Consider the following 15,475-nt stretch of genomic DNA (forward strand, 5'->3'; position numbering starts at 1 on the left):
GCGAACCGCGACCTGACGCCGCGGCATCAATTGCTGATCACCATCGCCCAGAACCTGCGGTACGGCGACTTCGCATTGTCGACGAACGCGACCCCGACGCGCTTTGCGCCGGGCATCAACAGGTTCTCGCGGTCGCCGGCCGAGCTTTGCCACTGCCTCAGCATCTCGGCGAAGGCGATGAAGCCGGCGCCGATGTTCTCGGCCGCGCGCTGCTTCTTCAACGGCGCAATGCGCGAGAAGAAGCTGCCACCCGCGGAATGGTTCACCGAGCCGGTCGCCGACATCGTCCGTGCCTGCCGCAACGCCATCGCATTCAGCCTCGCGTCGAGCCTCACCCTGGACATGCCGTGAGCGCGCCGATAGGCGCTGATGGCGCCGGCGTAGTCGGCCGCGCTTGCAGCGGTGGTCAGGCCCAGCACAAAGCCAAGCACGAAAACGAACAACTTCATCTCGGAACGTCTCTTTCAAGAGGTCGCTGAGAACTACAGAGGATCAGTGCCTGTGGCTGTGCTTGTGGTGCCGCGGCGCGATGTGCCTGGCAGCGGGCACGGGCCGCTCGCTTGATGCCGCCATCCGCGCACGCTGCTCCTGCAGCCGCGCGTCATAGCCCGGCGACGGGGTCACGGTCGGTGGCGCGGCCCGCGCAGACCACGCAGCGAACGCCGCAAGCGCGACAAGCACGATGCAAACCGGTTTCATGACATCCTCCTCCAGACACGCGGCGTGCCACCGCCGCCATCACAACTCTACGCCGCGCGGATCTGCTGCGGCGTCAGCCCCGGCGAGCCCTTGCCGTCGGCCTCCGCTGTCCGGATCAGTTGAATGACGCGGCGCGACAACGGCACGTCCAACCCGCGACGATCGGCGATGGCGGTGATCACGCCCTGGAGATAGTCGATCTCGGTGCGGCGGCCGCGTTGCAGATCCTCCCACATCGAGGACCGCGCCGCGGGATCGATCTTCATGGTGCGGCCGAGCAGCATGTTAAACAGCGGGTCCGGCAGCCGCAGCAAAGGCGGCATCCAGCTCGAAGGCAGCGGCGTCGGCGACACCGGCGTGATGCCTTCGGCGCGCACGGCGGCCATTCCCTCCGCCATCTGATCGGCGAGCAGGCGCCGCCAGTCGCGTTGCGCGAGCTGCTGGCGCAGCGGAATGTTGGAGAGCGCGTTCAGCGCATTGTTGAGATTGACGATCAGCTTGCCCCACTGCACGCCGTCGATGTCGGAGGTCGCGCGGATCGCAAGGCCCGGCACCGACAGGCGTGCGGCTGTGTCGGCGTCGTCACGGGCGATCACGATGTCGCCCGAGGTCGAGCGATGGAAGCGGCCATCGCCGAGCGCGACCACGTTGAACGGCACCATGCCGCCGAGCACGCTCCGGCCCGGCAGCCGCTCGCGCAGCAGCGGCACATTGCCGACGCCGTTTTGCAGGCTGACCGCCACCGCATCGGGCGGTGCATGGCGCGCGATCAGGTCGGCCATCTGGCGCGTATCGGCGCTCTTCACCGTGACCAGCACCACCTGCGCATCGCGCAAGATCGACGGATCGTCCGACAGCGTGAGGCGGTCCGCTGCGACAACCTGCTCGGAGCCATCAACATCGGTGACCCGCAAGCCGCGGGCCGTGATTTCCTGAACCACGCGCGGCCGCGCCAGCAGCGCGACGCGGCGGCCGGACGCCGCCAGCATGCCGCCGACGAAGCAGCCGATGCTGCCGGCGCCCGCAATGCCGATCGGCCGGTCGTTGTTCATCTCGCCGAACATCCGTTCATCAAAGCTCGATAGCAGACCTGGCATTGGCTGCCTATTGACCCCGCCGCCGGTTGCCAAGGCGCTGCCTTGTAACCGTCACGAGCGGCCGTTATGTTTCTGCCGCGGGGCACGGTTGCTGCAGGAGACAATCATGGGTTTACTCGACGTACTCGACGGCATGCAGAACGGCCCCCGCGGTCCAAGCGCGCCAAGCACACAATCCGACAGCTCCAGCGGTGGCGGAATGTCGCCGATGACGATGGCCATCCTGGCGCTGCTTGCCTGGAAAGCCGTCAAGCATTTCACCGGCAGCAACCAGCCGGGTACCGCAGCGCCGGCGCCGACGCCGTCACAGGCTCCGCCGCTCCCCGGCAACGTGACTGCGGGCCTTCCCGGCGGGTCCGGCGGCGGACTCTCTGACATCCTCAAGGGCGGCCTCGGCGGATTGCTCGCAGGCGGCGCGGCCGGCACGGTTTTGAGCGGCGGCCTCGGCGATCTGCTCAACCAGCTTCAGCAGAAGGGTCATGGCGACACCGCCAATTCCTGGGTCAGCAACGGCCCCAACAAGCCGATCTCGCCCGGCGATCTCGCCAACGCGCTCGGCGCCGACCAGATCGATTCGCTGGCGTCGCAAAGCGGCATGTCGCGCGACGATCTGCTGCAGGGCCTGAGCCAGTATCTGCCCGACGTGATCAATCACCTGACACCGGACGGGCGGCTGCCGAGCGGCGACGAGCTGCACGGCAGGCTGTGACGGCGGCGGTTTGCTTCGATTCGAGGAGGACCACTGACATGGGCGGCATCATCTGGGTCATCATCGTCGGCTTTGTCGCAGGGATCATCGCGCGATTCCTGTCGCCGGGACCGAACAATCCGAGCGGCTTCACTCTCACCACAGTACTCGGCATCGCCGGTGCGTTTCTCGCGACCTGGGTCGGTCAGGCGATCGGCCATTACGGTCCCGAGCAGGGCGCCGGCTTCATCACTGCCACGATCGGCGCGCTGGTGGTGCTGTTCATCTGGAACCGGCTGGTCGCGGCGGGCGTGGTCTCCGATCCCGGCAACAAATAAGAGCAGGCGCGAAGACCGCTTCGACAACGTCATGCCCGGGCTTGTCCCGGGCATTTACGTCTTTGCAACGGCTCAGCGGGACGATGGATGGTCGGGCATAGGCGAGCGGAAGCGACGCCGTCCTTCGGCTAAGCCCGGCCATCCACAGAGACGCTTCACTGAATCAAATGCATGCCGGCGTCCATGCGAACGAACTCACCGGTCATGTTGCTCGACGCCGGGCTTGCCAGGAAGCAGACCAGGTTGGCGATATCCTCCGCCGTTGACGCGACCTTCAGCGGCACCCGCGCCACCACGGCGTCGCGTACCTGCTTGGCGCCCGCCTCGCCGCGGCCCTTGGTGAACCACGGCGTATCGATATACCCCGGGCAAACCGTGTTGACGCGGATCAGGGGCGCCAGCGCGCGCGCCAGCGACTGCGTCATGGTGTTGAGCGCGCCCTTGCTCGCGGCATAGGCGACCGACGAACCACCGCCGGAAATGCCGGCGATCGAGGAGACGTTCACCACCGCCGACGGCCGGCCCGAGGCCTTCGCGCCGGCCTCAAGCAGGCTACGCGCGGCGCGGACCATCTGGAACGGGCCGATGGTGTTGACGGCATAGATGCGCTGGAAGTCTTCCGCCGACAGCCCGTCGAGATCGTGATGCGGCACATGCTTGGTGGTGCCGGCATTGTTGATGAGCACGTCGACCCGCCCCCAGCCTTGCGCCGCGGCGGCAATCTTCTTGCAGTCCTCATCGCGCGAGACGTCGCCCTGCACCACCAGCACCTCGGCGCCCTGCTTGCGGCAGGCTTCCGCGGTCGCCTCAGCCTCCGCCTTGCTGTTGGAATAGTTGATGATGATGCGCGCGCCGTCCGTGGCGAGGATTTGCGCGGTCGCGGCACCGAGTCCCGATGCAGATCCCGTCACGATCGCGCACAAGCCTTCCTTCGACATCTGCGTTTTCCTTGTTGTTGTGAGCCAGATGAATTCCGGCGGTGGCGTACCATATCGTGCGGAAAGACATCTGCAAACCGCGCGGGAGCTTATGTGTAGGCGTCCGGGCCCTTTTGCAGGCTCGCCCACTGCGCATCGTCATGGCCGCAGATGATCTTGACGCCGGCGGCCTCGAGCTTCGCGATCTCGTCGAGCGATTTCAGGAACTGCTCGACATCCAGGCTATTCCGCGGTGACGTTCGCTGGTCGAGATTGGCGCGCACGCTGAGCGCGTCGGAAGCGAGCAGGAATTCACCGCTCTTGTCGAGCTTGACCAGCGCGCCGGTCGTTCCCTTCGAGTGTCCGGGCAGCGGGATCAGGGTCAGCTTGCCGTCGCCGAATACATCCATCTGCCGGTCGAAGATTTCCATCTTCAGCGGATGATCCCAATCCGCCTTGATGTATCCGCGATCGAACGCGTCAGGCCCGTTCGCGGCTTCGATCTCCAGTGCGTGGACGAAGATCATCGCCCTCTTGAAGAAGGCGTTGCAGCCGCAATGATCGGTGTGCAGGTGGGAGCAGATCACGACATCGATGTCGTCGGGGCCAAGGCCGACCGCCTTGAGACTGGTCAGCACATGGTCGCCCGCCGGCATGATCGGATTCATGTACTTGGCGAGCGTGCCGAGCCGACCTTCGGGATCGGTCGCGACGTCGGGATGACATCCGGTATCGAACAGCACATTGCCTTGAGCGTGCCGGATGAGCGCGCATGACACCGGAAGCTCGAACATCTCACCACGCGCGGCGTCGGGCAGATAGGTTCGCTTCGCCATCCTGAGCCGGCCGCCCGACAACATATGCATCTTCATCATGTCCATCTCAAACTACATATGAGTTTTATGGAAACTCATAATGGATTTGACAGCAGATTAATCTCCCTTATAGCTTCCGCGCAACGCCGCGATCGCGGCAACGCGCTCAACGAAGCAGCTCTCGTCGACCGGCATCGTTGACATCGACTCGCGGCCACCCGAGGGAAACGACGCCACGATGTACACCGTGTTCAGCGTGTTCGCTGCGGCTGCCGATGCTGCGGCGTTCAGATCCTTCCTTTGCATTCCCGCGCGTCCCGATCGCGCCTATTTTCCCGATGGCATCGAGCTGTCCTATGGCGACATTGCGCGGCAGGCCTGTGCGCTGCGCGATCAGTACCGCGCGGCCGGCTTCGACCACGGACACCGCGCCTGCCTGTTGCTGGAGAACCGGCCTGATTTCATCGTGCATTGGCTGGCGCTCAACGGCCTCGGCGTCTCGATCGTTCCGATCAATCCAGCTTACCGCGCAGCGGAAATCGAATATCTGATCGCGCATGCCGAGCCTGATCTGATCGTCACGCTGCCTGATCAGAAGGAATTGCAGAAAGCGCTGGGCGGCGCGGTGCCACTGCTTGCGGTGTCGGGCGACGATCTCGGCGTGAGCGTGACGCGAATCCCGCTGGCGAAGCGGCCGCCGCCGCGCGCCGACGATCCCGGAAGCGACACCGAGGCCGCGCTGCTCTACACCTCCGGCACGACGGCGCGGCCAAAGGGATGCATTCTCACCAACGAATACGTGGTCGGCGCCGGCCGCTGGTACGCAAGCCGCGGCGGCGAGGCGACCTATCACGTCGGTACCGAGCGCCTGTACAGTCCGCTCCCGCTGTTCCACATAGCCGGCCTCACGCTGACGACGATGGCGATGATGCTGACCGGTGGCTGCCTGATCCTGCCGGAGCGTTTCAATGCAAAGTTCGCCTGGCGCGACATCGTCACCTGCCGGGCAACGGTGCTGCATTATCTCGGCGTGATCGTCGCGGCCCTGCTCGCCCAGCCCGAGACGCCGGACGAGAAAGCCCACGCGCTGCGCTTTTCGATGGGCGTCGGTGCCAATCCCGAGCAGCGCGCGAGCGCCCGCGCGCGCTTCGGCATTCCCTTCGTCGAGGGCTGGGGCATGACGGAGACCGGACGCAGCCCGTTCAACACGGTCGAGCCGCGACATCTCGAGACCAACACCATCGGCCGCAGCGAGCCCGGCCTCGAGATGACGATTCTGGATGCCGACGGCAATGCGGTGCCGAAAGGCATGATTGGCGAACTCTGCGTGCGCCACTCCGACGCAACGCCGCGGCGCGGCTTCTTCTCGGGCTATCTGAAGGACCCGGAGGCCACCGAGCAGGCGTGGCGCGGCGGCTGGTTCCACACCGGCGACAGCGCCTGGCAGCACGATGACGGCGCCTTCGTGTTCGTCGACCGCCTGAAGCACCTGGTGCGGCGCGCCGGCGAGAACATTTCCGCGGCCGAGGTCGAGGCCGTGCTGACGACGTCTCGACTGGTCAAGCAGGCAGCGGTCGTCGCCGCGCGCGATCCGATCCGTGACGAGGAAGTCGCAGCCTTCATCGTGCTCCATGACGGAGTCGATGCCTCTCCCACGCTGGCACAGGAGATTTTCCGCCTCTGCCGCGAGCGCCTCGCGCCATTCAAGCTGCCGGCCTGGGTCGCCTTCGTCGCGGAGTTGCCGCTGACCTCGACCAACAAGATCCAGAAACACACGCTGCTCGGCGCGGACAAGGACCCACGGTCGCATCCAGGCATGATCGACCTGCGGCAAGACAAAACCAGCGCCATAAGACAACGCAACTAGAGGAAACGAACAGCAATGACATCGACTTACCGAGGGATCACCGCAAGCGCCGCGATCCTGTCGGCCGCCTTCGCCGCCCCGTCCCACGCGCAAATCTCCGACGGCATGGTGAAGATCGGCGTGCTGACCGACCAGGCCGGACTCTACGCCGACGCGACCGGACCCGGATCGGTCGAAGCGGTGCGGATGGCGATCGCGGATTTTGGCGGCAAGGTTCTGGGCAAGCCGATCACAATGGTCGATGCCGATCACCAGAACAAGGCCGATGTCGGCGCCGGCATCGCGCGGCGCTGGTATGAGCAGGAGAATGTCGACGTCATCGTCGACTTTGCCAATTCCGCCGTGGCGTTCGCCGTGCTCGAACTCACCAAGCAGAAGAACAAGGCGATGCTGGTGTCGTCGGCCGGCTCCTCCGATCTGACCGGAAAGAGTTGCTCGCCGAATTCGGTGCAGTGGACCTACAATACCTACGCGCTCGCCAACAGCACCGCGCGCGCCCTCGCCAAGGGCGGCGCCAAGAGCTGGTACTTCGTCACGGTCGACTACGCCTTCGGCCACGCGTTGCGCAACGACGCCGCCAAGACGGTGGAGAAGCTCGGCGGCACCATCGCCGGCGAGGTGCGGCATCCGCTCAACAGCATGGATTTCTCGTCCTATCTGCTGCAGGCCCAGAGCTCGAACGCGGACGTGATCGCTTTCGCCAACACCGGCGGCGATCTCGCCAACTCGATCCGGCAGGCGCAGGAATTCGGGCTTGCCCAGAAGCAGAAGCTGGCAGCCTTCCTGATGCAGACCAGCGACATCCATGCGATCGGCCTGCAGGCCGCCCAGGGGCTGCAGCTCGCAACCGCCTTCTACTGGGACCTCGACGACAAGACCCGCGACTTCGCCGCGCGCTTCATGGCCAAGACCAAGAAGCGGCCGACGATGGTGCAGGCCGGCCTCTACTCCGCGGTCATGACCTACCTCAAGGCGATCGAGAAATCGGGGACCGACGATGGCCCCAAGGTGATCGCCCAGATGAAGGACATGCCGATCGACGACTTCTTTGCCCGCAATGCCTTCCTGCGAGAAGACGGCCAGCTCATCCACGACATGTATCTGGTGCAGGTGAAATCGCCCGCGGAGTCCAAGGGCGCCTGGGACTACGAGAAGCTGGTGCAGGTGATTCCGGGCAAGGAGGCGTTTGCGACGCCCGAGGAGAGCGCCTGTCCGCTGCTGAAGAAATGATCGCTCTCACCAACCCGCAACCCACGGGCAAGGCTGGACATCGCATGACCGAACTGCCGCTGCTCTTTACCCCGCTGCGACTGCGCGACCTCGAACTGAAGAACCGGATCATGGTGTCGCCGATGGCGACCTATTCGGCGCGCGGCGGCCACGCCACCGACTGGCACACCGCGCATATCGGCAAGCTCGCGGCCGGGGGCGCCGGCCTCGTCTTCGTCGAGCAGAGCTCGGTGAGCGTGCAGGGACGCATCACCCACGGATGCCTCGGCATCTGGAACGACGCTCAGGTCGCGGGCCACGCCACCCTCGCCGCGCTGATCCACCGCTTCGATGCCAAGGCGGCGATCCAGATCGCGCATAGCGGCAGGAAGGGATCCTCGCAGCGACCATGGGAAGGCGGCGGCCCGCTCAGTGAGGCCGACATCAAGGCGCGCGGCGAAGAGCCGTGGAAGATCGCGGCATCGAGCAGCATTCCCTTCGACGACAGCTGGCCGGCGCCGCACATGCTGACCGCCGAGGAGATCGATGGCGTGGTGGACGACTTCCGCCAGGCCTTTCGCCGCGCCAGGGCCGCCGGCTACGACATCGTCGAGCTGCACTGCGCACACGGCTATCTGATGCATTCCTTCCTGTCGCCGCTGGCGAACAACCGCAACGACAAATACGGCGGGTCGCGGGAGAACCGCATGCGTCTGCCGCTACGCATCGCACGGATCATGCGCGAGGAATGGCCCGACCATCTACCGGCCTTCGTGCGCATCTCGTCGGTCGACGGCGTCGATATCGGCTGGTCGATCGAGGACTCGATCGCGTTTGCGACCGAGCTGAAGGCGATCGGGATCGACGTGGTGGACTGCTCGTCGGGCGGGATGAAGCTGCCGCGCGGCAACTCGCTGGTGTCGCGAACGCCGGGCTTCCAGGTGCCCTTCGCCGAACGCATCCAGAAGGAAGCCGGCATGCCGACGGTCGCGGTCGGACTGATCCGCGAGGCCGACTACGCGGAAGCCATTTTACGGGACGGCAAGGCGACGCTTATTGCGCTCGGCCGCGAACTGCTGTGGAATCCGAACTGGCCCGCCCAGATGGCGCTCGCGCTAGGCTGCGATCCGGAGTGGTCACATTGGCCGGAGCAATATGGCTGGTGGCTGAAGCGGCGGGTGGCGCAGCAGGGACGATAGCGATGCCGATGGCGAAGAAAGATGTGGCGAGCGCCGGCCCCGCGGCCGGCCCGCGGTCTTTCGACGGCGCCGGCGATACCTCGCGCGATCTTCCGAAGATGGAGAATTCGGTCAAGTCGGCACGGCGCGTGTTCGACGTGCTCGAGTTCTTCGAGGAGCATCAGCGCGCCGCGTCGGCAATCGAGGTGGCGAACGCGCTGAAGTTTCCGCAGTCCAGCACCTCGGCGCTGATGCGGACGATGACCGCCTTCGGCTATCTGCACTACGACACCAGCCGCCGGACCTATATCCCGACGCCGCGGGTTTCGATGCTGGGGCACTGGCTGAGCCCGGCGCTGTTCACCAAGGGACGCCTGATCAATTTGATGGAGGACCTCTCCGCGAAGACCGGGGAGACCATCATGGTCGCGGTGCGCAACGGCCTCACCGCGCAATACGTTCATGTCATTCAGGCCAAGCTGCCGATGCGCCTGTATGTCAAATCCGGCACGCTGCGGCCGCTGGCCCGATCCGGATCGGGCTACGCTCTGCTGTCGGCCTATCCGGACCGCGAAGTCCGCCGCCTTGTGCGCCTGATCAACGACAACGAGACGCAGCCCGATCGCCAGATCGACATCAAGGCCTTGCTGCTGGAGCTGAAAAAGGTCCGCGCCAAGGGGCATGCCTTCTCGCTCGGTCTGGTCACGCCGGGCGCCGGCGTCGTTGCCATGAACCTGCCGCCGATCGCGGAATCGAACGAGCCGCTGGTGCTGTGCGTCGCCGGGCTGACCGACGCGTTGGTCGCCCAGGAGACCGAACTCGCCGAGCTGATGCGGAAGGCGATCCAGTTTCATCTGGCGGACTAAACAGATGCCGCCGACCAACCTGTTGCCGCGCGTGGCATCCAAACCGAAACGACCCAAAGTCCACTATGCGGAATTCATGCGGATCGTCCGGCTTCATGCCATCAGCGCAAGCGGCCCTGCGGGCAGCGCTTGTCACGGCTATGGCTTTTCCGCATCATTGAGCGCAAGACAACATCGCAAGCAGGGTCTGCCGAGCGGCCGGACCCAAGCCAATCAACAAGAGGAACGCTGTGGCGGAGAGTGAGAACATCGTCGCCGAGACCGCGGAAAAGATCTTCGCCGATCTCGCAGATGCCCAAACCATCAATCACGACAAGCAGGGCGCATGGAAAGCGCCGCTGTGGCAGGCGCTGACGGAAGCCGGCCTGCCGCTCTCCTGGGTGCCGGACGATCTCGGCGGTTCCGGCGCCAGCCTCGCCGAAGGCTTCAGCGTCCTCAACGTCGCCGGGCGGCATGCGATCGCTGTTCCGCTGGCCGAAACAATGCTGGCGGGCTGGCTGCTGACGCAGGCGAAGATCGCCTCCCCTGAAGGCGAGATGACCGTGGTGCCGGCAAGCCCGAAGGACCGCATCACGCTCAATGCCGACGGCAGCCTCTCCGGCCGCGCCCGCGGTGTGCCGTTCGCGAAGGAGGCAAAGCATGTCGCGGTGCTGGCGCACGGCAACGGCGGCGTGTCGATCGCGCTGGTCGACGCCGCGAAATGCCGGATCGAAGCCGGCATCGGCCTCGGCGGCGATCACAGCGATACTGTCACGCTCGACAAGGTGCAGCCGATCTCAATCAAGCCGGCCCCGAAGGGTTTTGACCAGACCACGCTGATGCTGATGGGCGGCGTGGTACGGAGCCTGCAGATCGCCGGCGCACTGGAATCGCTGCTGGATATCTCGGTGCGCTATTCCAACGAGCGCGTCGCCTTCGAGAAGAAGATCTCGAAATTCCAGGCCGTGCAGCACAACCTCGCCCGTCTCGCCGGCGAGTCCGCCGCGGCGCTGGCCGCGGCGACCTCGGCAGCCGACACCATCGTCAACGCGACGTCGCTGGACAATGACGCGGTGTTCCTCGAAGCGGCGTCCGCAAAGATCCGCTGCTCGGAAGCGGCGGAAAAGGGCGGCGGCATCGCGCATCAGGTGCACGGCGCGATCGGCTTCACCGTCGAGCATATCCTGCACCGCTACTCGCTGCGTGCGCTCGCCTGGCGCGACGATTTCGGCTCGGAGAGCTACTGGGCGGTCGAGCTCGGCAAGCGCGTCGCCGACCGTGGCGCCGACGAATTGTGGCCGCTGGTGGCCTCGCGCTGAGATCCGGACATTAGAGGCATCACATGACTGCAGCCCTTCGTTTCGATCCGATCCGCCTGCCGGAAAAGTGCGAGCAGCTCCGCAAGGAGGTGCGCGCCTTCCTCGCCGAGGAAATCGCCGCCGGCACCTTCGATCCCCACGCGCCCAACCGTGAGGACAATGACGCGCCCGAGTTCTCCCGCCGCGTCGGCGCCAAGGGCTGGCTCGGCATGACCTGGCCGAAGAAATATGGCGGCCAGGAGCGTTCGTTCCTCGAACGCTATGTGGTCACCGAGGAGATGCGGGTGGCGAACGCGCCGACCCGGCGCTTCTTCGTCGCCGACCGCCAGAGCGGCCCGGTCCTGCTCAAATACGCGCCCGAGCACATCAAGATGGACATCCTGCCGCGGATCTGCCGCGGCGAGCTCTGCTTCGCCATCGGCATGAGCGAGCCGAACTCCGGCTCCGACCTGTTCGCGGCGAAGACGCGCGCGACCAAGACCGACGGCGGCTATCTGATCAACGGCACCAAGATCTGGACCTCGTCGGCGCACATCGCCGATTACATGATCGCGCTGTTCCGCACCTCACCGCCGACCAAGGAGAACCGGCGCCACGGCCTGACCCAGTTCCTGGTCAAGATGAAGCAGCCGGGCATCCAGGTGAACCCGATCGGCCAGATCACCGGACAGCGCGAATTCAACGAGGTGGTGTTCACCGACTACTTCGTGCCCGACGATCATGTGCTCGGCGAGATCGATGGCGCCTGGAAACAGGCGACCAGCGAGCTCGCCTATGAACGCAGCGGCCCCGAACGCTTCCTTGAGACCTACTACGTGCTGACCGAACTGGTGCGCGCCGTCGGCAAGAATCCGGACACCCGCAGCGCGGAAGGCATCGGACGCCTGGTGGCGCAGGTGCACACGATGCGCCGCATGTCGGTGTCGGTCGCCGGCATGTTGCAGGCCGGCAAGGAGCCGGTGGTCGAAGCCTCGATCGTGAAGGACATCGGCACGGTGTGGGAGCAGCAGCTGCCGCATCGCGTCCGCGATCTTGCGGCCTTCGTCGAGGAGACCGCCACCAATCGCGAGACGCTGGAAAAGCAGCTCGATTTCGCCATCAAGACCGCGCCCAAGCTGACGATCCAGGGCGGCACCACCGAGGTGCTGCGCGGCATCATCGCCCGCGGACTGGGCCTGCGCTAACGCCGATGGCACCGACGATCTCACCGCCTGCGCACTTCACCTCTCAGGGAGAGGTCGGCGCGCAGTGCCGGGTGAGGGATCACGGTCCATCGAGAGAGCACACCCCCTCACCCGATTTGCTGGCGCAAATCGACCTCTCCCCTTGGGAGAGGTGAAGATCTCTGCGCCGAGAGATTGAAGCCTTACGGAGACAACAGATGACCAAGTACACTGATATCGGCGTCGAGACCCACGGCCATGTCGGCCTGATCGAAATCCGCAAGCCGCCGCTGAACTTCTTCGACGTCTCGCTGATCAACCAGATCGCCGATGCGCTGGAGGAATTCGACAACAATATCGAGATCCGTGCTTCGGTGCTCGCAGCGCAAGGCAAGGCGTTCTGCGCCGGCGCCAATTTCGGCGACCCCGCCCGCCAGGAGCAGGAGGAGCGCGCCAAGACCGATCCGGCCTCAAACCTGCCGATCAACCATCTCTACGTTCAGGCGGTGCGCATCTTCCGCAACAAGAAGCCGATTGTCGCGGCCGTGCATGGCGCCGCGATCGGCGGCGGGCTCGGGCTTGCCGTCTCGGCCGACTTCCGCGTCGCCTGCCCCGAGACGCGTTTCTCGGCGAACTTCACCAAGCTCGGCTTCCATCCCGGTTTCGGCCTCACCGCCACGCTGCCGGAGTTGATCGGCAAGAACAATGCCGAGCTGATGTTCTACACCAGCCGCCGCGTCACGGGCGAAGAGGCCTATCGCTGGGGCCTCGCCAACGTGCTGGTGCCGCAGGACCAGGTGCGGGCTGCCGCGATGAAGCTCGCGCAGGAGATCGCTGAGTGCTCGCCGCTCGGGCTCGTGTCCACCCGTGCCACGATGCGTGCCGGCCTCGCCGACCGCGTGCTCGCCGCGACCAACCACGAGCTGGTCGAGCAGACCAAGCTGCGCGCCACCGAGGACTTCAAGGAAGGCGTCAAGGCAACCGCCGAGCGCCGCATCGCCAACTTCAAGGGGCGGTAAGCGCGCAAACGCGGCTCTCTCAACACGGTCGTCCCGGCGAAAGCCGGGACCCATACGCCGCGGACCGCGGAAAGGGTACAAGCGGCGTCGGCTTCTCTCACAATTCAATTCGGTGGTTATGGGCCCCGGCCTTCGCCGGGGCGACGTGAGGGGAAAGTCACTACTTTCTCGGCACCACCAGCGCATCGACGATGGTGACGCCCTGCCCTTCCGGATGCACCAGCACCGGATTGACTTCGATCTCCGCGATCTCACCTGCGAGCCGGGCTGCAAGCACTGAAATCTCCGAAATCAATCGCGCTAGCGCTGCGACATCAGCCTTCGGCGCGCCCCGGAATCCCTGCAGCAGCGGCACGGCCTTCAGCGTCTCCAGCATCGCCGACGCCTCCGCCGCGCTCACCGGCGCCGGACGATAGAGCACATCCTTGAACAGCTCCGTCGTGATGCCGCCGAGGCCGACCATCACCATCGGTCCGAACGTCTTGTCGATCATCGTGCCGACAATGATCTCGACGCCCCTCTTCGCCATCGGCCCGACCAGCACGCCCTGGATTGCGGCCTGCGGCCGGTGCGTCTGCACGCTCTCCAGCATGTCGCGATAGGCCGTGAACGCCTCACCCTTGGCCCTGATGTTGACGCGGACACCGCCGACCTCGCTCTTGTGCGGGATGTCGGGCGACTGGATCTTCATCGCAAGCGGAAACCCGGAACGTGCGATCGCGGCGTCGAGCCCGTCGCGCTCGGTGACCAGCACCTCGTCCGGTAGAGCGATGCCGGCAGCGCGCAGCAGCGACTTGCTGTCGAATTCGGACAACGTCTTCGACGTCAGATGTGCCGAAAGATCGCGCGGCGGCGACGCCGCGCTTTCCACCTCGGGCGCCAGTCTGAACTTCGCATAGTCGGCGAGACGCCGCATCGCGACGCCGACATGCGTCAGCCCCGAGAGCACCACAACGCCGGACTTTGCGAGCTCCTGCCGCGCAAATTGCGACGGCAGCGTGTAGGAATAGAACACCACCGGCTTTCGCTGCGCCGCGATCACGGGCTTCAGCTCGGCCTCCTTGAACGGCATCCGCGTCTCGCTCGACAGCGACAGCACGACCAGCGTCGCGTCGACTTCATCTGAGACATCGAACAGCTCGATGCTCCTCTGCAAGCCGCCGCTGGAGACGCCCTGCGCGGTCACGTCGACCGGATTGCCCGCCGCGCCATAGGACGGCATCCACTGCTTGATCTGGCCCTGGACATCAGCCGAGAGCTCGGGCACGCGCAGGCCTTGCATCGACACGGTGTCGGCACCCCAGATGCCGGCGCCGCCGGAGACGGTCAGCACCGCAACGCGATCGCCCTTCGGCAGCGGATTGGTCGCCAGCACCGCGGCGATCGTGACGGATTCGTCGAGATCGTTGGAGACGATGAATCCGTATTTGGCGAACACCGCGTCATAGGCCGCCGACCATCCGGCCATGCTCGCGGTGTGCGAGGCGGCCGCGCGCTCGCCGGCGCCGGAGCGGCCGACCTTGGTCACGATCACGGGTTTCCTGAGCTCCGCCGCTCGCTTTGCAGCGGCCATAAACTTGTCGACGTCACGGATGCCCTCGATGAACAGCAGGATCACGTCGGTGGATGCATCCTGCACCATGTAGTCGAGGAACTCGCCGGCGCCGAGATCGCTCTCATTGCCGGCGCTGACGACGTAGCTGAGCGCGATCCCTAGCGCCTTGGCGCGATGATAGATCGCAAAGCCGATGCCGCCGCTCTGTGCGACGATGCCGATCCGCCGCCTGCTCGCAACCAGCGCCGGGGAATCCGGCTTGACGTCGACGGTCGGGCTGAAGGTGGCGGCGACCTTCTGCACCTGACTGTAGAAGCCTTCAGCGTTCGGGCCGGAGATCCGCATGCCGGTCTTCCGCGCCAGCGCCACGATCGCATCCTGCATCGCCGCGCTGTCGCCGCCCTCCTCGGCAAAGCCGGAGGAGATGATGACGGCGTTCTTGACGCCCACGGCCGCGCACTGTTCCAGCGCCGCCAACACCGTGCGGGCAGGAATGACGATAACGGCAAGATCGATCGGCGCGCCGATGTCGGCGATCGACTTGAAGCATTTCAGCCCGTCGATCTCGTCATAGTTCGGATTGATCGGATAGAGGTTCCCCGGATAGCCGTTCTTGCGCAGCATCGCGAGCAACCGCCCCGGAATCTTCTCGTGATCGCGCGAGGCGCCGATCAGCGCGATGCTCTTTGGTGCGAAGAAGGAATCGAGCGGATGCGGCATGGGGGCGTTCCGATTGTTGTTGTGCTCACGATATTGGATCGCTGCC

The 15,475-nt window shown here is 65.4% G+C and carries 16 protein-coding genes; 10 read left to right on the top strand and 6 right to left on the bottom strand.

The genetic code is table 11. The features are described from left to right. Window positions 1-26: 26 nt before the first annotated feature. From MTX23_RS33710 to MTX23_RS33720, 3 genes are read right to left on the bottom strand one after another with little or no spacing between them, the layout of a single operon-like run. The gene (locus MTX23_RS33710) at window positions 27-449 is read right to left on the bottom strand and encodes a CAP domain-containing protein (RefSeq protein ID WP_280990713.1); all 423 of its coding nucleotides are present in this window, start codon (window positions 447-449) and stop codon (window positions 27-29) included. A 43-nt stretch (window positions 450-492) separates the two neighbouring features. After that, window positions 493-699 carry a hypothetical protein gene (locus tag MTX23_RS33715; RefSeq protein ID WP_280974374.1) on the bottom strand — a complete coding sequence of 69 codons (207 nt, stop codon included), beginning with the start codon at window positions 697-699 and terminating at the stop codon, window positions 493-495. 47 nt (window positions 700-746) lie between these two features. Continuing rightward, window positions 747-1,751, bottom strand: a complete 1,005-nt coding sequence (locus MTX23_RS33720; protein WP_280978311.1) for a 2-dehydropantoate 2-reductase — start codon at window positions 1,749-1,751, stop codon at window positions 747-749. 151 nt (window positions 1,752-1,902) lie between these two features. On the opposite strand from MTX23_RS33720, the gene MTX23_RS33725 reads away from it, so the two are divergent. Then, a complete protein-coding gene (locus tag MTX23_RS33725) occupies window positions 1,903-2,505 on the top strand; it encodes a YidB family protein (RefSeq protein ID WP_280974375.1) in 603 nt (200 codons plus the stop codon). Between the two features lie 38 nt (window positions 2,506-2,543). Beyond that, window positions 2,544-2,822, top strand: a complete 279-nt coding sequence (locus MTX23_RS33730; RefSeq protein ID WP_280974377.1) for a GlsB/YeaQ/YmgE family stress response membrane protein — start codon at window positions 2,544-2,546, stop codon at window positions 2,820-2,822. A 155-nt stretch (window positions 2,823-2,977) separates the two neighbouring features. Here MTX23_RS33730 and MTX23_RS33735 read toward each other — a convergent pair whose 3' ends face one another. Both MTX23_RS33735 and MTX23_RS33740 read right to left on the bottom strand, forming a co-directional pair. After that, entirely contained in the window at window positions 2,978-3,760 is a 783-nt protein-coding gene (locus MTX23_RS33735; protein ID WP_280974378.1) for an SDR family oxidoreductase, read from the bottom strand. An 89-nt stretch (window positions 3,761-3,849) separates the two neighbouring features. After that, window positions 3,850-4,614, bottom strand: coding sequence for an N-acyl homoserine lactonase family protein (locus MTX23_RS33740; RefSeq protein WP_280974379.1), 765 nt, complete (start codon window positions 4,612-4,614; stop codon window positions 3,850-3,852). A 178-nt stretch (window positions 4,615-4,792) separates the two neighbouring features. On the opposite strand from MTX23_RS33740, the gene MTX23_RS33745 reads away from it, so the two are divergent. From MTX23_RS33745 to MTX23_RS33780, 8 genes are all read left to right on the top strand, one after another. Continuing rightward, a complete protein-coding gene (locus MTX23_RS33745; RefSeq protein ID WP_280974380.1) occupies window positions 4,793-6,421 on the top strand; it encodes an AMP-binding protein in 1,629 nt (542 codons plus the stop codon). A 15-nt stretch (window positions 6,422-6,436) separates the two neighbouring features. Beyond that, a complete protein-coding gene (locus MTX23_RS33750) occupies window positions 6,437-7,651 on the top strand; it encodes an ABC transporter substrate-binding protein (protein WP_280974381.1) in 1,215 nt (404 codons plus the stop codon). Between the two features lie 44 nt (window positions 7,652-7,695). Continuing rightward, entirely contained in the window at window positions 7,696-8,829 is a 1,134-nt protein-coding gene (locus MTX23_RS33755) for an NADH:flavin oxidoreductase/NADH oxidase (protein ID WP_280974382.1), read from the top strand. An 8-nt stretch (window positions 8,830-8,837) separates the two neighbouring features. After that, window positions 8,838-9,674, top strand: a complete 837-nt coding sequence (locus MTX23_RS33760; protein ID WP_280974383.1) for a helix-turn-helix domain-containing protein — start codon at window positions 8,838-8,840, stop codon at window positions 9,672-9,674. A 4-nt stretch (window positions 9,675-9,678) separates the two neighbouring features. Next, a complete protein-coding gene (locus tag MTX23_RS33765) occupies window positions 9,679-9,918 on the top strand; it encodes a hypothetical protein (protein WP_280974384.1) in 240 nt (79 codons plus the stop codon). Beyond that, window positions 9,905-10,972 carry an acyl-CoA dehydrogenase family protein gene (locus tag MTX23_RS33770; protein ID WP_280974385.1) on the top strand — a complete coding sequence of 356 codons (1,068 nt, stop codon included), beginning with the start codon at window positions 9,905-9,907 and terminating at the stop codon, window positions 10,970-10,972. The genes MTX23_RS33765 and MTX23_RS33770 overlap by 14 nt, the downstream gene beginning before the upstream one ends. Before the next feature lie 23 nt (window positions 10,973-10,995). Then, the gene (locus MTX23_RS33775) at window positions 10,996-12,156 is read left to right on the top strand and encodes an acyl-CoA dehydrogenase family protein (RefSeq protein ID WP_280974386.1); all 1,161 of its coding nucleotides are present in this window, start codon (window positions 10,996-10,998) and stop codon (window positions 12,154-12,156) included. Window positions 12,157-12,353: 197 nt separating this feature from the next. Further along, complete coding sequence (locus tag MTX23_RS33780; protein ID WP_280974387.1) at window positions 12,354-13,154, top strand: enoyl-CoA hydratase/isomerase family protein; 801 nt, start codon at window positions 12,354-12,356, stop codon at window positions 13,152-13,154. Window positions 13,155-13,314: 160 nt separating this feature from the next. Here MTX23_RS33780 and MTX23_RS33785 read toward each other — a convergent pair whose 3' ends face one another. Continuing rightward, window positions 13,315-15,429 carry an acetate--CoA ligase family protein gene (locus MTX23_RS33785; protein ID WP_280978312.1) on the bottom strand — a complete coding sequence of 705 codons (2,115 nt, stop codon included), beginning with the start codon at window positions 15,427-15,429 and terminating at the stop codon, window positions 13,315-13,317. Window positions 15,430-15,475: the final 46 nt, after the last annotated feature.

It is taken from the genome of Bradyrhizobium sp. ISRA436 (assembly GCF_029910015.1).
Taxonomy (GTDB): domain Bacteria; phylum Pseudomonadota; class Alphaproteobacteria; order Rhizobiales; family Xanthobacteraceae; genus Bradyrhizobium.